The following is a 19,134-nucleotide window of genomic DNA, read 5'->3' as shown; positions in this document are numbered from 1 at the left end:
CCACCCTAGGTGACGTAGCGAATGATGCTTTCGGCGACACAGGCCGGCTTGGCCGCCCCGTCGATCTCGATGGTGGTCGACAGGATGCCCTGCACCGCGCCGTTACCGAGGTCGTCGACGCTCACCAGCGAGCTCGTCGCGCGTACCCGGGAACCCACCGGAACCGGTGACGGGAAGCGAACCTTGTTGAGGCCGTAGTTGATCGCCAGCTTGACGCCGTTGACGGTGTAGATCTCGTGGTGCAGTCGCGGTAGCAGCGACAAGGTCATGAAACCGTGGGCGATGGTCGTCCCGAACGGCCCCGTGGCGGCTCGCTCCGGGTCGACGTGGATCCACTGGTGGTCGCCGGTCGCGTCGGCGAACAGGTTGACCTCTTCCTGGCTGATCGTCACCCAGTCGCTCTGCCCGAGCGTCTCGCCCGCCGCGGCGGCGAAGTCGGCGACTGACTCGAAGGTGCGCATGGATCAATCCTCTCGTACGGGTATCCATAGAACTTATGCGGCTGCTCTTAATCGCTGACACGCACGTCCCCAAACGGGCACGCGACCTGCCTGCCGAGGTGTGGGATCAGGTCGCTGCCGCCGACGTCGTCATCCATGCCGGCGATTGGGTGGTGCCCGGGCTGCTCGACGAACTCGAAGCCAGGTCACGCCGCCTCGTGGCCTGCTGGGGCAACAACGACGGCCCCGAGTTGCGCGCGCGGCTACCCGAGCGCGCCGATGTGGTGCTGGCCGGGCTGCGTTTCACCGTGGTACACGAGACCGGTGCCGCGGCCGGTCGCGACGCGCGCATGTCGCGGCTCTACCCCGACACCGACGTGCTGGTCTTCGGCCACAGCCACCTCCCGTGGGACACCACTTCGCAGACCGGCCTGCGGCTGCTGAACCCGGGCTCGCCGACGGATCGCCGCAGGCAGCCGCACTGCACCTATGTGACCGCCACCGCACACAACGGCGCGCTGACCGACGTCGTTCTACACAGGATCAATAAATAGCTCGGCTACAGAGGTATTATGGCGGGCAGTGAGCACGCACACCGATCTCGCCGCCGACATTCCGCGGACCCTGGGCAGGTTCCGCCGCCAGCTGCGACGCGCGGTGGGCACCTGGTACTCACCCGGGCGGCTGTCGGAGTCGCAGGCCGAGTTGCTGCGGCTGGTCTCCCACCGGCCGGGCGTCTCGGTCAGCGTCGCCGCCGCCGAACTCGGGCTGGTGCCCAACACCGCCTCCACCCTGGTGACCAAACTGTGCTGCGCGGGCCTGTTGGAACGTACCCCCGATCCTGCCGACCGCCGGGTCAGCAGGTTACGGCTCACCGAGTCGGCCCAGCAGGTGATGGACGCGACGGCGCACCTGCGGCGTGCGGTGCTCACCGACCTGCTCGACGAGCTTGACGAGCACCAAATCGGGGTATTGGCCCAGGGATTGGAGGTCCTCGAAACGATGACCAAAATGCTGCAGGAACGAAAGCCATGACCGCGGCCATCGACTGCCGGCACCTGACCTATCGCTACGGTCAACACCTCGCCGTCGACGACGTGACCTTCGACGTACAGCCCGGCGAGACGATGGGTCTGCTCGGCCCCAACGGTGCCGGCAAGACGACCGTGGTGCGGGTGCTGACCACGCTGGCTCCGGTCCAGGACGGCGAACTGAGCATTTTCGGGATGGATGCGCGGCGGCAGACCATCGACATCCGCAGCAATATCGGCTATGTGCCGCAACAACTTTCGATCGAAACCGCGTTGACCGGCCGGCAGAACGTGGAGTGGTTCGCCCGGTTGTACGGCGTTCCCCGCGCCGAGCGCACCGACCGGGTGGAGCAGGCGCTGGCCGCCATGGACCTGCTCGACGTGGCCGACAAGCTCGCGTCGAGCTTCTCCGGCGGCATGGTCCGCCGACTCGAAGTGGCACAAGCGCTGGTGAACCGCCCGTCGTTGCTGGTGCTCGACGAGCCGACGGTGGGCCTGGATCCGATTGCGCGCGACGGGGTCTGGACGCAGGTCAAGAGCATGCAGGAGATGTTCGGCATGACCGTACTGTTGACCACCCACTACATGGAGGAAGCCGACGCGCTGTGTGATCGGGTCGCGCTGATGCACCACGGTGCGCTGCAGGCGGTGGGAACGCCGGATGAGCTGAAGGCCACCGTGTCGCCAACCGCAACCCTCGAAGACGTATTCCGTCACTACGCCGCGTCAGGACTGGACGCCGGGCCGGCGGACATGCGCGAAATCCGGTCCAGCAGAAGGACAGCACGCCATGTCGGCTGAGCGCGCCGCCACCCCGCCGATGAACCTGGTCCACGCCCCGCGCGGACTCGACCGGGTCCGGGCGACCGCGAGCCGGGTCGGCGCCTTCGCGATCGTCGAGCTGCAGAAGCTGCGTCACGACCGCACCGAACTCGTGACCCGGATGGTGCAACCCGCGCTCTGGCTGCTGATCTTCGGAACCACGTTCAGCCACCTGCGCGTCATCGACACCGGAAACGTTTCCTATCTGGCTTTTCTCGCGCCGGGCATCATCGCGCAGTCGGCGCTGTTCATTTCCATCTTCTATGGCATCCAGATCATCTGGGATCGCGATGCCGGGGTGTTGGCCAAGCTGATGGTGACGCCGGCGCCCGCGTCGGCGCTGATCACCGGCAAGGCATTCGCCGCCGGAGTGCGGTCGGTGGCCCAGGTCGTCGGTGTACTGGCGCTGGCGTACCTGATGCGAATCGGGTTGACGGTCAACCCGATTCGCATCCTTGCGGCGATGGCCGCCGTGATGCTCGGCGCCGCGTTCTTCGCCTGCCTGTCCATGACGCTGGCCGGGCTGGTGCGCAGCCGTGACCGGCTGATGGGCATCGGCCAGGCGATCACGATGCCGCTGTTCTTCGCGTCCAACGCGCTCTACCCGGTGGATGTGATGCCGGGCTGGCTGCACGCGCTGAGCAAGGTCAACCCACTGAGTTACGAGGTGGATGTGCTGCGGTCGCTGTTGATCGGCACCCCATTCCACCTGGTGGACGTCGCGGTGCTGCTGGTTGCGCCGGTGATCGGCGTCGTCACGGCGTCAAAGGTGTTGCGGCGCCTGGTCGCATAGCTAGTCACGTGGTGGCGTTGTGCCGAAATGCATTCGGCTGCAAATCGTTATCGCAACGCGACCACCCGCGTACGGAGTCCTGCCCGATTCCTAATCGTTAGCCAACCGCGACATGGCGGTACGGCCGCGACAGCCGGACTGTGTCTGCCAACTGTGTTTCACTCGCCCAGAACAGATTCGACCGCACCGAGCGGCAGACGAAATTTACGGGATGGGTAGGGAGCGATGTCGTTCTTGAAAGAGATGCGAAAGCTGCGTGGCGCCGCCGAAACCATGCCCCGCAGGCTGACGATCGCGGCCGTGGGTGCTGCCTTGCTGGCCGGTCTCGTCGGCGCGGTCGGCGCAACAAGCCCCGCGAGTGCGTTCTCCCGGCCGGGCCTGCCGGTCGAAAGCCTGCAGATCCCGTCACCGTCGATGGGCCGCAACATCAAGGTCCAGTTCCAGGGCGGCGGCGCGCACGCCGTCTACCTGCTCGACGGCCTGCGCGCCCAGGACGACTACAGCGGCTGGGACATCAACACCCCCGCGTTCGAGGAGTTCTACGGTTCCGGGCTGTCGGTGATCATGCCCGTGGGCGGCCAGTCCAGCTTCTACAGCGACTGGTACCAGCCCTCGCAGGGCAACGGCCAGGGGTACACCTACAAGTGGGAGACCTTCCTGACCCGGGAGATGCCGGCCTGGCTGCAGGCCAACAAGGGCGTCTCACCGGCCGGCAACGCGGCCGTCGGCCTTTCCATGTCGGGCGGTTCGGCGCTGATCCTGGCGGCCTACTACCCGCAGATGTTCCCCTACGCCGCGTCGCTGTCGGGCTTCCTGAACCCGTCCGAAGGGTGGTGGCCGACGCTGATCGGCCTGGCGATGACCGACTCGGGCGGGTACAACGCCAACAGCATGTGGGGGCCGTCCACCGACCCGGCCTGGAAGCGCAACGACCCCATGGTGCAGATTCCGCGGCTGGTCGCCAACAACACCCGGATCTGGGTCTACTGCGGCAACGGCACCCCCAGCGACCTCGGCGGTGACAACATGCCGGCGAAGTTCCTCGAGGGCCTCACGCTGCGCACCAACCAGCAGTTCCAGCAGACCTACGCCGCCACCGGCGGGCGCAACGGCGTGTTCCAGTTCCCCAGCAACGGCACCCACTCCTGGAACTACTGGAACCAGCAGCTGATGGCGATGAAGCCCGACATGCTGGCCGTCCTCAATGCGGTCAACACACCCCCGCCGCCCGCGCCGGCTGCCCCCGGCGCTCCGGCTGCCCCCGGCGCGCCGGGCCAACCGGCAACCTAACCCCCGCAAGCCACATCGGCAGCAGCGCAACGGCCAGCGCTGCTGCCGATGTTTTTTAACCGACGCCCGAGCTAATCCAGCAGACCGCGCCGGTCGGCGTGCAGGTAGGTGTAACAGGTGGTCACCGCGCAGACGAAGGCCGCGACACCCAGCATCTGGGTGCCGCTGACCACCAGGCTGACCGCGCCACCGATGGTCGCGCCCAGCATGAAGCTGGCGAGCAGCAGGAAATATCCCAGCCAGTCCTCGATCTTTCCGCCGGCCAGGTGCCGTTCGATGCCCTGGCCCATCTTGACCAGCGTGCCGGTCACATAGCTCAGCGGCACCGACACTTCGCCGTCCTTGACGAACGAGGTGTTCAACGCGCCGATCCCGAACACCACGCACATGATCGGCACGAAATCGAGCAGGGTTGCGTCCCAGCCGTCCAGCACGATGTCCAAGCCGGTGGCGAATACCAGCGAAAACGTGGTCAACACGGTCGGACCGTGCGGGTGCGCCACCCAGTACCGTCGCCGACACACCGAGGAGACCACCACGCCGGTCAGGAAGCAGAGCAGCAACGTGCCTGCGGTTATCGACAGCCAGACGTCGCCGCGGAACACGCCCAGCACCGCGCGCTGGGCGTTGCCGGTCATGAACGTCACGAAGTAACCCGGCGGAGTGGGTGAACGCGGTGGCGCCGATCACCCCGGCCAGCGCGGCCAGCACCCAGGACAGTCTGGCTTCGCTGTCGTAGATCTCCTTCTGCACAGCAGCATGCTTCCAGAGCCTGCCGAGCGGCTGCCAATCCTGCGGGTCAGCTGGTCGTCAGACGGGCGATCGAGCGCAGCGGAATCGGCAGCCAGGTGGGCCGGTGCCGGGATTCGTAGCCGGTCTCGTACACCGCCTTATCCAGTTCGTAGGCGCCCAGCAGCAGCGCCGAATCACGCGGGTCGACACCGGAGGCGGCGGCGTACCCGTCGCAGAATGCGGTGCGGTTTCGCTCGACCCACTCCCGGGCCCGGGCGGCCAGTTGCTTGTCTGCGGCCTGATCGACCAGCGGCCCGTACGCGGCGTACTCGAATGACCGCAGCACGCCGGCCACATCGCGCATCGGCGAATCGGGCGCCCGGCGCTCGCTCAGCGGTTGCCCCGGCTCGCCCTCGAAGTCGATCAGTATCCAGGTCTCGGGGGTGCGCAGCACCTGCCCCAGGTGCAGGTCGCCGTGTACGCGCTGCACCGTGATCTGCTCGTCGGCGAGTTTGCCGAGGCGCTCCCGGACCGTCGCCGCGTATTCCTTCAGCTCCGGCACCGCGGCCACCGACGCCGACAGTCGCGACAGCATGTGCTCCAGCGGGAACGGGGCCTGCGAGGTGCCCAGGTGCTCGGCCAGGGTGGCGTGCACCGAGGCCACAGCTTCACCGAGCCGGTAGGACTCCCCGGCGAAGTCGCCACCCACCTCGTGGGCGTACAGGTCGCCCTCGGCGAACAGATCGCGGACGCTGGCGGTGGCCATCGCCCAGCCCTCGGCGGCGTTGCCGGCGAACGCGGTCACCATGCCCAGCGGGGAGGTCGCATCCGCCGAGTCACCCGGCGCCCCGATCTCGTAGCTGCCCAGCAGCCGGGCCACGTGCGGGTTGCCGGCGCGGCCAAGCACCCGGTTCAGCTCGATGTCGGGGTTGATCCCCGCGCTGACCCGGCGGAACACCTTGAAAATGGCCGCGGGCGCGCGGTCGAAGATCACGCTGGTGTTGCTCTGCTCGGCGTCGGAAACCCGGGGATAGGCCTCCAGTGGCAATTCGACGTCCGGTTCCCTGATGAACCTGATTTGGGCGCCGTCGGCGGCGCGTACCGCGGATTCGTCGATCAGCGAGAGCAGGAACTGCGGCGCCGCGCCGTCGTACAGCGCGTCGAAACCGGTGTGTTGGTCGACCTCGCCGATGGTGGCCAGGGTGCTGAACTCCGAGATCGGCGCGGTGTCCCAACGGACGATTATCTGGTAGCCCTCGGAGGATCCGTCGGTGTAGGCGACATCGAGCAACACCAGTTCCAGGTCGTCGCGCAGCGGCACGACGATCGCCGGCTCGGCGGCCGAGGGCTGCCGGTTGCGCCCGGCGTACCAGCGTTGCTGCGGGAGCCACTCCGACCAGGGCAACTTCCCGGCGGCCAGATAGCGCCGCTCCTCCTCATCGCTGCGCTCTGCATCGTCGCCGGCGGTCATATGGCGCCGCTCCTCCTCATCGCTGCGCTCTGCATTGTCGCCGGCGCGTTCGGAGCGGGTCATCGGTGCTCCTCCTCGGATGCGGACAACTGGAACCAGTAGAACCCGTGCCCCGGCAGGGTCAGCAGATAGGGCAGGTGCCCGATCCGCGGGAATTCCACGTGTCCGGTCAGCTCGATGGGTGTGTAGTTGTTCCATTGCTGCAGGTTCAGCTCGATCGGCTGGGGAAACCGAGAAAGGTTGTTGACGCACAGCACCACGTCGTTCTCGTCGTCCTCGCGGACCACCTCGCGCACGAAGGCCAGCACCGAGGGGTTGGACCCGCCCAGCTCGTGGAAAGACCCGACGGCGAACGCGTCGTGGCGCCGGCGCACCGCAAGCATGGTGCGGGTCCAGTTGAGCAGCGACGTCGAGGTGTCGCGCTGGGCTTCAACGTTGACCGCCTGATAGCCGTAGACCGGGTCCTGGCTGGTCGGCAGGTAGAGCCGGCCCGGGTTGGCGGTGGAGAACCCGGCGTTGCGGTCCGGTGTCCACTGCATCGGCGTCCGGACACCGTCGCGGTCACCGAGCCAGATGACGTCGCCCATGCCGATCTCGTCGCCGTAGTACAACACCGGCGAGCCGGGCAGCGACAACAGCAGCGCGTTGAACAGCCGCATCTGGTTGAAGTCGTTCTCCAGCAGCGGCGCCAGTCGGCGGCGGATGCCCACGTTGGCCTTCATCCGCGGGTCCTTGGCGTACTCGGCGTACATGTAGTCGCGTTCTTCGTCGCTGACCATCTCCAGCGTCAGCTCGTCGTGGTTGCGCAGGAAGATCCCCCACTGCGCCATATCCGGAATATCGGGTGTCTGAGCCAGGATCTCCGAGATCGGGAACCGGGACTCCCGGCGGACCGCCATGAAGATGCGCGGCATCAGCGGGAAGTGGAACGCCATGTGGCACTCGTCGCCGCCGGTGGTGGGGTCGCCGAAATACTCGACCACGTCGGCCGGCCACTGATTGGCCTCGGCCAGCAGCACCCGGCCGGGAAACTCGTCGTCCACCACCTTGCGGCACCGCTTGAGGAAGGCATGCGTCTCGGGCAGGTTCTCGCAGTTGGTTCCCTCCCGCGCAAACAGGTAGGGCACCGCGTCCAGCCGGAACCCGTCGATACCCAGCCCGAGCCAGAACCGGATGACGTCGATCATCGCCTCCTGCACCGCCGGGCTGTCGTAGTTCAGGTCCGGCTGGTGCGAGAAGAACCGGTGCCAGTAGAACTGGCGGCGCACCGGGTCGAAGGTCCAGTTCGACTCCTCGGTGTCGACGAAGATGATCCGCGCGTCGGTGTACTTCTCGCTGGTGTCGCTCCACATGTAGAAGTCGCCGTAGGGGCCGTCCGGGTCCCGCCGGGACTCCTGGAACCACGGGTGGGAGTCCGAGGTGTGGTTCATCACCAGGTCGGTGATGACCCGGATGCCTCGCTGGTGGGCCTCGTCGATCAGCGCCACGAAATCCTCGACGGTGCCGAACTCGGGCAGCACCTTGTAGAAGTCGCGGATGTCGTAGCCGCCGTCACGTAGCGGTGAGTCGTAGAACGGCGGCAGCCAAAGGCAGTCGACGCCGAGCCACTGCAGGTAGTCCAGGCGGTCGATCAGTCCGCGCAAATCCCCGGAGCCGTCGGCATTGGAGTCGAAGAATGCCCGAACCAGCACCTCGTAGAAGACTGCGTGCTTGAACCAGGTCGGGTCGGCGGGCAGGGCGGCCGCGTTGCCGAAGTCCTCGACGTTGGGGTGCTCAACCACACCCCCTTCGACGTGACTGCCCTTCGCGGGATCGTGGGCGGGATCCTGCCGGACGGCAACTCTCTCGTTCATCAAATCCACGATGCCACGGGTACCCGACGCGGCTCGTTAAGAATCGCGCATGCCGACATGTGCGGAATCTGACACCGAATCACGGCTAGTACCAAAAGAATTGGCTTGCCGCAACTCGTACGTCAGGCCGGTGGTCCCTCGGCCAGCGTCACGTTCTCGGTGCGCGCGACACCCGACTTCGACGTGAAGCTGATCGAGACGGTGTCGCCGGGGTGGTGCCCGTTGAGGGCGTCGGACATGGCGGTCGCCGAGTTGATCGGAGTGCTGTCCAGCGCGGTGATCACGTCGCCGACCGAGATGCCGACCGACGCCGCGGGGGCGTTGCCGACCACCCGCTGGACGCGTGCGCCGTTGCCGTTGTTGTCGACCACACCCAAGCCGAGGAACGCCGTTGGGCCGATGTGCACGGTGGGCGATCCCCCGCCGCCGCGGATCTGGTTGGCAACGCTCATCGCCGTGCCGATCGGGATGGCGAAGCCCTGGCCGCCGCCGGACATCTGGAAGTTCTCGGTCGCCGCGGTGTTCATTCCGACGACCTGGCCGGAGCCGTTGACGACGGGCCCGCCGGAGTCACCGGGCTGGATCGGCGCGTCGAACTGGATCAGGCCGTTGAGCGTCTCGGCGGCACCGGTCAACGCGTCCGAGGCCTGCACGGTTTGGCCGGTGGCGATCACCTTTCCGCCCAGCGCGCGCGGTGTACCGCCCTGGCCACCGGTGTTGCCCATCGCCACCACCGGTTCGCCGACGGCCACGCCGCCGCCGATCGCCGCGCTGGGCAGGCCGCCGGCGCCGCGGAGCTGCAGCAACGCCACATCCTGGGTGCGGTCGTAACCGATCACGTCGACGCCGTAGGTGCGGCCGTCGCCGACGCTGAACGCGCTGATGTCGGTGGCACCGGAGATCACGTGGTTGTTGGTCAGCACGACGCCGTTGGGATCGATGACGATGCCCGTTCCGGCGCCGACCGCGTTGTTGTAGCCCAACTTGGTGTTGATGTTGACCACTTGCGGGCCCACCTGAGCAACCATCGCCGACGGGTCGAGCGGCATCGAGGGACGCTCCTTGACCGGCGCGGCCTGCACTGCAGCCGGCGGAATCGCCAGGCTCATTCCGACCAGGGCCAGAACGGCGACCAACCACCCGAGTGAACGGTGGCGCAATTTGCTCATCCCGTGAACCTCCTGCGTCGGATGACGAACTGAATTGTCCCAGCCCAATGGGGTCCGGACGGCGGCGTTGCCTCCACCACCGTAATCCAGATACCCATTAATACGGTGGTCAGGCCCCGAATCGGGCAATTGCTGTAACGCGTAATGGCGGGAATTGAGTTCCCCGATTGCGCAAGCTAAACCGACCGGCCCCGCAATGGCCTAATCGGACGTTGCCGATGGTGACCCATATCACCGCTGTGCCGTGGTTTTAGGCTGGGCACCGTGGACCAATTCGACCCGCAGGTCTGGTTCGCCCGGGCTTGGGTCGCGCGGCTGGCTACAGCCAGCCCCGACGGCGTGCCGCACCTGGTGCCGGTGGCCTTCGCGGTCGGTCCCGAAACCCTGTACACCGCGGTGGACGGCAAGCCGAAGACCACTCAACGGCTGCGCCGGCTGACCAACATCGAGCACAACCCGTCGGTCAGCTTGCTCGTCGACCACTACGAGGACGACTGGACCCGGTTGTGGTGGGTCCGCGCCGACGGTACCGCCGTCGTGCTGCGAGACGGCGACGCACTACACACCGGGCGCAGTCTGCTGCGCGCCAAATATCCTCAGTACCAATCTGTTTCGCTTAACGGCCCGGTGATCGCCATCGCCGTGCAGCGCTGGTCCGGCTGGCATGCCTGAGGCCGCCCGCGCCCGGGCCTTGTGTTGGGCGTCGGTTGGGGGAAAAGTTGGCACTGCGTCCTGTGGGCTGGATCACACGCCACATCCGCCGAGCCGGTGACAGCCCACGGAAGAACTGGAGGAACGTCATGGCCGACAGAGTGAGTGCTAGCCAGGGCGCGGGCGCGGCTCCCACCGCCACCGGCCCGGACGGCATTCGCAACGTGGTTCTGGTCGGGCCCTCGGGGGGCGGCAAGACCACCCTGGTCGAGGCGCTGCTGGTAACGGGTGGGGTGCTGTCGCGGCCAGGCTCGGTCACCGACGGCAGCACCGTTTGCGACTTCGACGAGGCGGAGATCCGCCAGCAACGCTCGGTCGGCGTCGCGGTGGCGTCGCTGCTGCACGACGGCGTCAAAGTCAACCTGGTCGACACCCCCGGCTACGCGGATTTCGTCGGCGAGCTGCGGGCCGGGTTGCGCGCCGCGGACTGCGCCCTATTCGTCATCGCCGCCAACGAGGGGGTCGACGAACCCACCAAGTCGCTGTGGCAGGAGTGCAGCCAGGTCGGGATGCCGCGTGCGGTGGTGATCACCAAGCTCGACCATGCCCGCGCCAACTACGCCGAGGCACTCGAAGCGGCGCAGAATGCGTTCGGCGACAAGGTTTTACCCCTATACCTGCCGACCTCGAACGGGTTGATCGGGTTGTTGTCGCAAACGCAGTACAGCTACGCCGACGGCAAGCGGACCGAGTCGTCGCCGGACCCGGCCGAGGCCGACCGGATCGAGGAAGCCCGCGGCAGCCTGATCGAGGGAATCATCGAGGAGTCCGAGGACGAGTCGTTGATGGAGCGTTATCTGGGCGGCGAGGCGATCGACGAGTCGGTGCTCATCGAAGACTTGGAGAAGGCCATCGCGCGGGGGTCGTTCTTCCCGGTGATCCCCGTGTGCAGCAGCACCGGCGTCGGAACTCAGGAACTGCTCGAGGTCGCCACCCGGGGCTTCCCGTCGCCGCGCGAGCACCCGTTGCCGGAGGTGTTCACCCCGCAGGGCGCCGCGCACGACGAGTTGACCTGCGACACCGAGGCGCCGTTGCTCGCCGAAGTGGTCAAGACGACCTCTGATCCCTACGTCGGCCGGATCAGCCTGGTGCGGGTGTTCTCCGGGACGATCAAGCCGGACGCGACCGTCCATGTGTCGGGCCATTTCTCGTCGTTCTTCGGCAGCAACGGCACGTCGCAGGAACATGGCAACATCCACCCCGACCACGACGAGGACGAACGCATCGGCGTGCTGTCCTTCCCGCTGGGCAAGCAACAGCGCCCGGCCGCCAGCGTGGTGGCCGGCGACATCTGCGCCATCGGCAAGCTCAGCCGCGCCGAAACCGGCGACACCCTGTCGGACAAGTCCGAACCGTTGGTGCTCAAGCCTTGGACCATGCCGGAACCGTTGCTGCCCATCGCCATCGAGGCGCACGCCAAGACCGACGAGGACAAGCTCTCGGTCGGACTCGGCCGGTTGGCCGCCGAAGACCCGACGTTGCGCATCGAGCAGAACCCCGAGACCCACCAGGTGGTGCTGTGGTGCATGGGGGAGGCGCACGCCGGGGTGGTGCTCGACGCACTGGCCAACCGGTACGGCGTCGCCGTGGACACCGTCGAGCTGCGGGTGCCGCTGCGAGAAACGCTGGGCGGCAAGGCTAAAGGCCACGGTCGTCATGTCAAGCAGTCCGGCGGTCACGGCCAGTACGCGGTGTGCGACATCGAAGTGGAACCGCTGCCGGAAGGGTCGGGGTTCGAGTTTGTGGACAAGGTGGTCGGGGGCGCGGTGCCGCGCCAGTTCATCCCCAGCGCGGAAAAAGGCGTCCGCGCTCAGATGGAAAAGGGTGTCCACGCGGGCTACCCGATGGTCGACATCCGGGTCACCCTGCTCGACGGCAAGGCGCACAGCGTCGACTCCTCCGACTTCGCGTTCCAGATGGCCGGTTCGCTGGCGCTGCGCGAGGCGGCGGCCGCGACGAAGGTCGTCCTGCTCGAACCGATCGACGTGATCTCGGTGCTGGTGCCCGACGACTTCGTCGGCGCGGTGATGGGCGATCTCTCCGGGCGCCGCGGCCGGGTGCTGGGCACCGAGACCGCCGGTGGCGACCGCACCCTGATCAATGCCGAAGTGCCGCAGGTGGAATTGACCCGGTATGCCATCGACCTGCGTTCGCTGGCGCACGGGGCCGCGTCGTTCACCCGCTCGTTCGCCCGCTACGAACCGATGCCCGAATCGGCCGCGGCCAGGGTGAAGGCCAGCGCGTAACCTGCCTACGCATGTCGACCGTCAACGGACTCCCGGCCCACATCCTGCTCAACCACCTGGTGGTGGTGCTGGGGCCGCTGGCGGCGATACTGGCGATCCTGTGCGCGGTCTGGTCGGCGGCGCGGCAGCGGTTCATCTGGCTGACCCTGGTGCTGGCGGTGATCACCCTCGTCGTCACGCCGCTGACGACCAACTCCGGTGAGTGGCTGGCCGGCAAGGTGGGTGCCTCCCCGGCCGTCGACCGGCACGCCGAACTCGGCGAGACTCTGGTCTACTTCGTTGGCGCGCTAGCTGTCACCATGACCGCACTGGCCGTGGTGCAGTTGCGCCTGGCCCGCGACCGAGCTGTGAAACCTGCTGTGCGCATTGCGATCACGGTGTTGGTGGTGCTTGCCGCGGTCGGCACTCTGGTGCAGACCTACCGGGTCGGCGACTCGGGCGCGGGGGCCGCCTGGGGCAGCGTCACGGCCGGCGCCGGGTCAACCGAACTGCCGCGCCACCGCGCGGCGATCCAGTGACCCCTTGGCGGTGTGCGGCAGTTCGTCGACGGCCCGGAAGGTGGCCGGAATCTCGAACGGCGCCAACCGGTCCCGGCAGAACTCGGCGAGTTCCTCAGGGCTCGGCGCCGAGCCCCGGGGCACGAACACCGCCGCGACGGCTTCGCCGTACATCGGGTGGGGCACCCCGAACACGGCCACTTCCATGACGTTCGGGTGCGTGGCCAGCACGCCCTCGACCCGCTCCGGCGAGATCTTTTCCCCGCCGCGGTTGATGAGTTCCTTGATTCGGCCCCGGATGCACAGCTCGCCGGCTTCGGACAGCGTCCCCAGATCGCCGGTGCGCAGCCAGCCGTCGGTGAAGTTCGCCGCGGTGATCTCGGGGTCGCCGAGATAGCCGCGCACCACCGTGGCCCCGCGCAGCCATACCTCGCCGACCGAGCCTGCCGGCACCGGTTGCCCGTCGCCACCGGCGATGCGAATCTCGGGTCCGGTCGACCGGCCGACGAGACCGGTCGTCGCAGCGGGGTTTTCCTGACGATCGGGCAAGGTCGTGGCGACCTGGTGGGTGGACTCGGTCATCCCGAAGGCACACACCACCTGCGCGGAGAACCTGTCGTGCAGCGCCTGGGCCGTCTCCGGGGTGAGCGGCGCACTGCAACTGCGGATGAAACGCATTGCGGCCCTGCTGCTTCCAGACTTCTCGGCACTCGCGCGCTCGAGCAGGATCTGATGGATGGTCGGTACGGCGGTGTACCAGGTCGCACCGACCGCGTCGACGTCGTCCCAGAACGTGTGCGCCGAGAACTTTCCCCGCGCCGGCAACAACACCGTGCCGCCCGACGCCAGCGTCGAGAACAACGCGGCGACCAAACCGTGGCCGTGATACAGCGGCATCACCGCAACCGTCGCATCCCGCGGACCGAGCTGATACCCCGCGACGATGGCCTGCACCGAGGTGACGAGGTTGTCGTGCGTCCAGGGGACCATCTTGGGCAGCCCGGTGGTACCGCCGGTGAACATGATCATCGCGTCGTCGGGGAGCAGGCCCTCGGGCGCGGAGCCGGTCGGGTTCGGTTCGCCGGTCGCGTCCAGGCGGACCCGGTGCGCCCCGGCGTCCGGGGCGACGGTCACGGTGACCGGCCACCACCGCACCGCCGGCTCGCTCGCGTCATCCGGGCGGGTGTCCACCAGCACCACCCGCGCCCCCGCGGCCTCGCTGCGGGCACGTTGGTCGCCCACCGGCAGGGCGGGGTCCAGCGGGACCACGATCAGCCCTGCCCGCAACGCCCCCAACAACGCCACGACGAACTCGGCGTTGCTGCCGCAGCGCAACCCCACCCGGTCGCCGGGCGCCAGACCGGCCTGCCGCAACTGCGCGGCCAGGTCGCCGACCAGGCTGATCAGGTCGCGATAGCTGATCGCGATCCGGTCGGCGGTGACCACCAGCGCCGGCGCCTCGGGCGCGCGGTCGGCCTGGGCTCCGATCAGGTCGACGAGCGTGGATGTGTGTGGCGATGTCACTGCGCCCTCCTTCTGCGTGTAGGGCAACACTGCCGGGGGCCGACACCCGCTGTCCAATATGGTCGGTGATCCGCACTTGGACACCGGCGGGTCGGTTAGACCACAGTGATGGGCATGACCACCGACTCTGCGACTCCCGGCCAGACCGACGGTTTTCACCTCGTGGTGGACGCGCTGCAAGCCAACGACGTCGACACCATCTACGGATTGGTCGGCATCCCGATCACCGATTTGGCGCGCACCGCTCAGGCCGCGGGGATCCGTTATATCGGTTTCCGGCACGAGGCGTCGGCCGGCAACGCCGCCGCGGCCGCGGGCTTCCTCACCCGCCGACCGGGAGTGTGCCTGACCACCTCCGGGCCCGGCTTCCTCAACGGATTGCCCGCCCTGGCCAACGCGACCGCGAACTGCTTTCCGATGATCCAGCTCTCCGGGTCCAGCGGGCGCGCCGCGGTCGACCTGCAACGCGGCGACTACCAGGACATCGACCAGCTCAGCGCCGCGCGGCCGTTCGCCAAGGCGGCTTACCGGATCGGCCGGGTCGAGGACATCGGCCGCGGCGTCGCGCGGGCAGTTCGCACCGCGATCTCCGGCCGGCCCGGCGGGGTCTACCTCGACATCCCGGGCGAGGTGCTGGGTCAGGCGATGGACGCCGCCGAAGGCTCAAAGACCATATGGCGCATCGTCGACCCCCACCCCCGCCAGCTGCCCGCGCCCGAGGCGGTCGACCGCGCGCTGCAGCTACTGGCCGCCGCCCGCCGGCCGCTCATCGTGCTGGGCAAAGGCGCCGCATACGCGCAGGCCGACAACGTGATTCGGGAGTTCGTCGAAACCACCGGAATACCGTTTCTGCCGATGTCGATGGCCAAGGGCCTGCTGCCCGATGTGCATCCACAATCGGTCGCCGCCGCCCGCTCGCTGGCGATCGCCCGCGCCGACACCGTCCTGCTGGTGGGAGCTCGACTGAATTGGCTGCTGGGACACGGGGAGTCACCTCAGTGGTCGGCGGAGACCAAGTTCATCCAGATCGACATCGCCGCCTCGGAGTTCGACAGCAACCAACCGATAGCCGCCCCGCTGGCGGGCGATGTCGGTTCGGTGCTGTCGGCGCTGTTGGCCGGCCTGGCCGACCATCGCGTCTCGGTCTCGTCCGCCTGGACCGACGAGCTCGCCGAACGCAAGGCCCGCAACGACGCCAAGATGCGCGAACGGCTGGCCGAAAACCCGCACCCGATGCGGTTCTACAATGCGTTGGGCGCGATTCGCGCTGTGCTGCAACGTAATCCGGACGTATACGTGGTCAACGAGGGAGCCAACGCACTGGACCTGACCCGCAACGTCGTCGACATCGAGTTGCCCCGGCATCGGCTCGACACCGGTACGTGGGGCGTGATGGGTATCGGCCTGGGCTACTCGATCGCCGCCGCCGTCGAAACGGGCCGGCCCGTCGTGGCCATCGAAGGCGACAGCGCGTTCGGATTCAGCGGCATGGAGATCGAAACCATCTGCCGTTACCGTCTTCCCGTCACTGTGGTCATCCTCAACAACGGCGGCGTCTACCGCGGCGACGAGACCACTGCGTCGCAGACCGACCCCGCCGACCCCGCCCCCACCGTGCTCAATGCGGGCGCGCGGCACGAACTGCTGGCGGAAGCCTTCGGCGGCAAGGGATATCACGCGACCACGCCGGCCGAACTGGAAGCGGCGTTGACCGAGGCGCTGGCGTCCAACGGACCCGGCCTCATCGACTGCGCCCTAGACCCGGCGGCGGGGGTGGAAAGTGGGCACCTGGGCAGCCTGAACCCCGTCAGCGCGGCCACCCGCTAGCGCCGCGGTGTCGACGAAGTCGTCGGGGGCGAGCTGACCTGATCCTTTGCCAGGCGGCGGGCTGGGCGCGTCGCTCTGCCAGCGGACGGCCGTGGCACCCGGCCATTGCCGAGGGCGTCTTCGCTCAGCGCGAAAAGTTTGCTAGGACGCTATTCAAGACCTTTTCCGGACGGATAACCACTAGGATGGGCAATTGGGTTTATGCACTGCCACCAGCACCGTCCCGAGGGGTGAAGACCAATGCGTCGAGCGGTTCGTTGTCTTTTCGTTCTGGCCGCCAGCGCGACGATGGCCGTGGCCACGTCCGGCAGCCCCGCCAGCGGTGCCGTGCCGGTACCGCATCCGCTTCCCGCGGTGGCCTCGGTGTTTCCCGGCCAGGGTGCCGTGGTCGGCGTCGCGACCCCGGTGCAGGTGACCTTCAGCGCGCCGGTGATCGACCGCCGCGCCGCCGAGCGCGCCATCCGGGTCAGTTCCCCGAGTAACATGACCGGTCACTTTCAGTGGCTGGACGGCAATGCCGTGCAGTGGATTCCGGACCGGTACTGGCCGGCTCACACACACATCTCGGTGGGTGTCCAGGAGTTGACGGAGGGCTACGAGACCGGCGACGAGTTGCTGGGTGTCGCCAGCATCTCGGCGCACACCTTCACCGTGAGCCGCAACGGCGAGGTGCTGCGCACCATGCCGGCGTCGATGGGCAAGCCCAGCCGCCCGACTCCGATCGGTAACTTCAATGCGATGTCCAAGGAGCGCACCGTCGTGATGGACTCCCGCACCATCGGCATCCCGCTCAACTCCTCCGACGGCTATCTGATCACGGCGCAGTACGCCGTCCGTGTCACCGGGAGCGGGGTGTACGTACACACTCCGCACCCTGGTCGGTGAATTCGCAGGGCTACGCCAATGTCAGCCACGGCTGCATCAACCTGAGCCCGGACAATGCGGCGTGGTACTTCAACATGGTCAGCATCGGTGACCCGATCGACGTGGTGGCCTGAGTCTCCGCTCAATTCTGTTGTCCGCGAAGGTAAGCGGGCGGTGGGTGGGAGCGCTGATCTTCGCGGTGGCGTTACATCCGCGGGCCGGGACTCGAAGGGGGAGGCCACCATGACGACAGCCAGGGCGGTACGGTTCGACCGTTACGGCGGCCGCGAGGTGTTGTATATCGCCGAGATCCCGATGCCCTCCCCCGCTCCCGGCGAAGTCGTGGTCGAAGTCCGCGCCGCCGGAATCAATCCCGGCGAGGCCGCGATCCGTTCCGGCGCGCTGCACGAGATGTTCCCGGCGGCCTTTCCGTCCGGCGAGGGCAGCGACCTGGCTGGAGTGGTCACCGCCGTCGGCACCGGCGTCACTGAATTCTCGGTCGGTGACGAGGTTCTGGGCTTCAGCTGGCAACGGTCCAGTCACGCGACCCATACGGCCGTGCCGGTGGGGCAGTTGATTCGCAAACCGGCCGCAATGAGCTGGCCGGTCGCGGGATCGCTGTACGTCGTCGGTGCGGCGGCCTACGCGGCGGTCCGCGCCGTGGCGGCGCAACCCGGTGAGACGGTGGCGGTTTCGGCGGCCGCGGGCGGGGTCGGCAGCATCGTGGTGCAACTGTTGGTCCGGCACGGCGCGCGGGTGCTCGGCATCGCGGGTCCCGGCAACGCGGATTGGCTTCGGGCGCATGGTGTCACGCCCGTCGCCTACGGCGACGGGCTGGCCGGGCGACTGCGGGCGGCTGCGCCCGATGGGATCGATGCGTTCATCGACCTGTTCGGACCCGAATACGTTCAGCTGGCAGTGGATCTCGGCGTCGCGCCCGAGCGGATCGACACCATCATCGCCATGCAGAAAGCCACCGAAGTCGGGGCAAAGACCGAAGGCAGCGCCGAAGCGTCGACGCCCGCGGTGCTCACCGAGATCGCCAATCTGGTGGTCAGCGGTGCCGTCGACTTCGACATCGCGGCCACCTTCCCGCTCGACCGGGTCGCGGATGCTTACGAGGTGCTCGAGCAGCGACACACCCACGGCAAAATCGTGCTGCTGCCGACGAGTTCGTAGCGGTGGGTGGCGGGCGCCGGATCGGCGACCCGCCACCGCAGCCCCTATTTTGCGATCACCGAGATCGGCATCCGCGCCACGTAAGCGTCGGCCCGCTGCTGCGCGGTCATGTTCAGCGCGGCGTGCAGGCTGTCGGTCAGCCGCCGCCGCACCGACCGCCGAGGCAGCGGAAGAACCCGCGGAGCGATCGCAACGGACATCTGGGTAGTGGTCATCGTGGTCATCGGTCTACTCCTTGCGTGCAGAACCCGACCAGCCGCAGCAGCGGAAAGCGGTTGCGCGGCAACCAACTCAGGCAGCAGGAAAGCCGGAGCCGGGTCGGGACAAGACGGATTTGTGAATCGGACTATCGCAGGGACTCATCTCGTCCTCACCTCCTCGCAGCCAGGACACGCGCGGGTGTCACCACATCCACCTGAACGAGCGGGGAGTCAGCCCGGCAAACGGAAAGCCGCCGAGCCGCACCCCTCTCGTCGGAGCTTTGGCACTGCACGGCGTATCCGGTTGGTCGACCGGAAGCCACTTGGGCTCAACCCTTGAGCCGGGAAGAGCTGTCCTGACCCGGGGCGTCTCTCGACGTTCGGGGTCAGTGGCCTGTATCCGCGCAGACGCCTCACCTACCGAGGTGCTTGCAACCACCCATGGTGGCACCGTCATCCGGGCACGTCAAACCGGAGGCTTACGC

General features: G+C 67.7%; 16 protein-coding genes, 2 pseudogenes and 1 riboswitch. Of the genes and pseudogenes, 11 read left to right on the top strand and 7 right to left on the bottom strand.

The window, feature by feature from the left end:
• Positions 1-5: 5 nt before the first annotated feature.
• On the bottom strand, positions 6-461 hold the full coding sequence (locus L6444_RS01660; RefSeq protein WP_236979936.1) for a MaoC family dehydratase: 456 nt from the start codon (positions 459-461) through the stop codon (positions 6-8).
• A 35-nt stretch (positions 462-496) separates the two neighbouring features.
• On the opposite strand from L6444_RS01660, the gene L6444_RS01655 reads away from it, so the two are divergent.
• From L6444_RS01655 to ag85C, 5 genes are all read left to right on the top strand, one after another.
• Complete coding sequence (locus L6444_RS01655; RefSeq protein ID WP_236979934.1) at positions 497-994, top strand: metallophosphoesterase family protein; 498 nt, start codon at positions 497-499, stop codon at positions 992-994.
• Between the two features lie 28 nt (positions 995-1,022).
• Positions 1,023-1,475 carry a MarR family winged helix-turn-helix transcriptional regulator gene (locus tag L6444_RS01650; protein ID WP_236979932.1) on the top strand — a complete coding sequence of 151 codons (453 nt, stop codon included), beginning with the start codon at positions 1,023-1,025 and terminating at the stop codon, positions 1,473-1,475.
• Positions 1,472-2,272, top strand: a complete 801-nt coding sequence (locus tag L6444_RS01645) for an ATP-binding cassette domain-containing protein (RefSeq protein ID WP_236979930.1) — start codon at positions 1,472-1,474, stop codon at positions 2,270-2,272. The genes L6444_RS01650 and L6444_RS01645 overlap by 4 nt, the downstream gene beginning before the upstream one ends.
• Positions 2,262-3,086 (top strand): ABC transporter permease, encoded by an 825-nt coding sequence (locus tag L6444_RS01640; RefSeq protein WP_236979929.1) that lies wholly within the window; start codon positions 2,262-2,264, stop codon positions 3,084-3,086. Before L6444_RS01645 ends, L6444_RS01640 begins: the two co-directional genes overlap by 11 nt.
• 225 nt (positions 3,087-3,311) lie before the next feature.
• On the top strand, positions 3,312-4,376 hold the full coding sequence (gene ag85C / locus L6444_RS01635) for an esterase family protein (protein WP_236979927.1): 1,065 nt from the start codon (positions 3,312-3,314) through the stop codon (positions 4,374-4,376).
• Between the two features lie 71 nt (positions 4,377-4,447).
• Here the strand turns inward: ag85C and L6444_RS01630 are convergent.
• The 4 genes and pseudogenes from L6444_RS01630 to L6444_RS01615 all read right to left on the bottom strand — a co-directional run bounded on the left by L6444_RS01630 (position 4,448) and on the right by L6444_RS01615 (position 9,601).
• Positions 4,448-5,129: pseudogene (locus L6444_RS01630) on the bottom strand (YoaK family protein).
• A gap of 46 nt (positions 5,130-5,175) precedes the next feature.
• Entirely contained in the window at positions 5,176-6,579 is a 1,404-nt protein-coding gene (locus L6444_RS01625) for a maltokinase N-terminal cap-like domain-containing protein (protein WP_236984574.1), read from the bottom strand.
• A 59-nt stretch (positions 6,580-6,638) separates the two neighbouring features.
• On the bottom strand, positions 6,639-8,432 hold the full coding sequence (gene treS, locus L6444_RS01620; RefSeq protein ID WP_236979925.1) for a maltose alpha-D-glucosyltransferase: 1,794 nt from the start codon (positions 8,430-8,432) through the stop codon (positions 6,639-6,641).
• A gap of 122 nt (positions 8,433-8,554) precedes the next feature.
• Positions 8,555-9,601: a S1C family serine protease gene (locus tag L6444_RS01615; protein ID WP_236979923.1), complete on the bottom strand. Its 1,047-nt coding sequence runs from the start codon at positions 9,599-9,601 to the stop codon at positions 8,555-8,557.
• 264 nt (positions 9,602-9,865) lie between these two features.
• Here L6444_RS01615 and L6444_RS01610 point away from each other — a divergent pair, with 264 nt between their 5' ends.
• From L6444_RS01610 to L6444_RS01600, 3 genes are all read left to right on the top strand, one after another.
• Positions 9,866-10,273, top strand: coding sequence for a TIGR03668 family PPOX class F420-dependent oxidoreductase (locus L6444_RS01610; protein ID WP_236979921.1), 408 nt, complete (start codon positions 9,866-9,868; stop codon positions 10,271-10,273).
• Positions 10,274-10,401: 128 nt separating this feature from the next.
• Complete coding sequence (locus L6444_RS01605; RefSeq protein ID WP_236979919.1) at positions 10,402-12,558, top strand: elongation factor G-like protein EF-G2; 2,157 nt, start codon at positions 10,402-10,404, stop codon at positions 12,556-12,558.
• Positions 12,559-12,569: 11 nt separating this feature from the next.
• Complete coding sequence (locus tag L6444_RS01600) at positions 12,570-13,076, top strand: DUF2231 domain-containing protein (protein ID WP_236979917.1); 507 nt, start codon at positions 12,570-12,572, stop codon at positions 13,074-13,076.
• On the opposite strand, the gene L6444_RS01595 is transcribed toward L6444_RS01600, so the two are convergent.
• Positions 13,038-14,579, bottom strand: coding sequence for a FadD7 family fatty acid--CoA ligase (locus L6444_RS01595; RefSeq protein ID WP_236979915.1), 1,542 nt, complete (start codon positions 14,577-14,579; stop codon positions 13,038-13,040). The genes L6444_RS01600 and L6444_RS01595 overlap by 39 nt on opposite strands.
• A 114-nt stretch (positions 14,580-14,693) precedes the next feature.
• On the opposite strand from L6444_RS01595, the gene oxc reads away from it, so the two are divergent.
• From oxc to L6444_RS01575, 3 genes and pseudogenes are all read left to right on the top strand, one after another.
• Complete coding sequence (oxc, locus tag L6444_RS01590; protein ID WP_236979913.1) at positions 14,694-16,406, top strand: oxalyl-CoA decarboxylase; 1,713 nt, start codon at positions 14,694-14,696, stop codon at positions 16,404-16,406.
• Positions 16,407-16,646: 240 nt separating this feature from the next.
• Positions 16,647-17,404: pseudogene (locus tag L6444_RS01585) on the top strand (L,D-transpeptidase).
• A 109-nt stretch (positions 17,405-17,513) separates the two neighbouring features.
• Positions 17,514-18,449 carry an NADP-dependent oxidoreductase gene (locus tag L6444_RS01575; protein ID WP_236979911.1) on the top strand — a complete coding sequence of 312 codons (936 nt, stop codon included), beginning with the start codon at positions 17,514-17,516 and terminating at the stop codon, positions 18,447-18,449.
• A 44-nt stretch (positions 18,450-18,493) separates the two neighbouring features.
• On the opposite strand, the gene L6444_RS01570 is transcribed toward L6444_RS01575, so the two are convergent.
• Positions 18,494-18,673, bottom strand: a complete 180-nt coding sequence (locus L6444_RS01570) for a hypothetical protein (protein WP_236979909.1) — start codon at positions 18,671-18,673, stop codon at positions 18,494-18,496.
• Positions 18,674-18,907: 234 nt separating this feature from the next.
• A riboswitch (M-box (ykoK) riboswitch) is annotated at positions 18,908-19,081 on the bottom strand.
• Between the last annotated feature and the right edge of the window lie 53 nt (positions 19,082-19,134).

It is taken from the genome of Mycobacterium kiyosense, from assembly GCA_021654635.1.
Classification (GTDB): domain Bacteria; phylum Actinomycetota; class Actinomycetes; order Mycobacteriales; family Mycobacteriaceae; genus Mycobacterium; species Mycobacterium kiyosense.
This window is presented reverse-complemented; position numbering and strand designations above follow the sequence as displayed.

Bases quoted from the DNA above. Each gene is read 5' to 3' on its own strand.
- L6444_RS01660 (WP_236979936.1), bottom strand. From the start codon at position 461: ATGCGCACCTTCGAGTCAGTCGCCGACTTCGCCGCCGCGGCGGGCGAG.
- L6444_RS01655 (WP_236979934.1), top strand. From the start codon at position 497: ATGCGGCTGCTCTTAATCGCTGACACGCACGTCCCCAAACGGGCACGC.
- L6444_RS01645 (WP_236979930.1), top strand. From the start codon at position 1,472: ATGACCGCGGCCATCGACTGCCGGCACCTGACCTATCGCTACGGTCAA.
- L6444_RS01640 (WP_236979929.1), top strand. From the start codon at position 2,262: ATGTCGGCTGAGCGCGCCGCCACCCCGCCGATGAACCTGGTCCACGCC.
- ag85C (WP_236979927.1), top strand. From the start codon at position 3,312: ATGTCGTTCTTGAAAGAGATGCGAAAGCTGCGTGGCGCCGCCGAAACC.
- L6444_RS01625 (WP_236984574.1), bottom strand. From the start codon at position 6,579: ATGACCGCCGGCGACGATGCAGAGCGCAGCGATGAGGAGGAGCGGCGC.
- treS (WP_236979925.1), bottom strand. From the start codon at position 8,432: ATGAACGAGAGAGTTGCCGTCCGGCAGGATCCCGCCCACGATCCCGCG.
- L6444_RS01615 (WP_236979923.1), bottom strand. From the start codon at position 9,601: ATGAGCAAATTGCGCCACCGTTCACTCGGGTGGTTGGTCGCCGTTCTG.
- L6444_RS01605 (WP_236979919.1), top strand. From the start codon at position 10,402: ATGGCCGACAGAGTGAGTGCTAGCCAGGGCGCGGGCGCGGCTCCCACC.
- L6444_RS01600 (WP_236979917.1), top strand. From the start codon at position 12,570: ATGTCGACCGTCAACGGACTCCCGGCCCACATCCTGCTCAACCACCTG.
- oxc (WP_236979913.1), top strand. From the start codon at position 14,694: ATGACCACCGACTCTGCGACTCCCGGCCAGACCGACGGTTTTCACCTC.
- L6444_RS01575 (WP_236979911.1), top strand. From the start codon at position 17,514: ATGACGACAGCCAGGGCGGTACGGTTCGACCGTTACGGCGGCCGCGAG.
- L6444_RS01570 (WP_236979909.1), bottom strand. From the start codon at position 18,673: ATGACCACGATGACCACTACCCAGATGTCCGTTGCGATCGCTCCGCGG.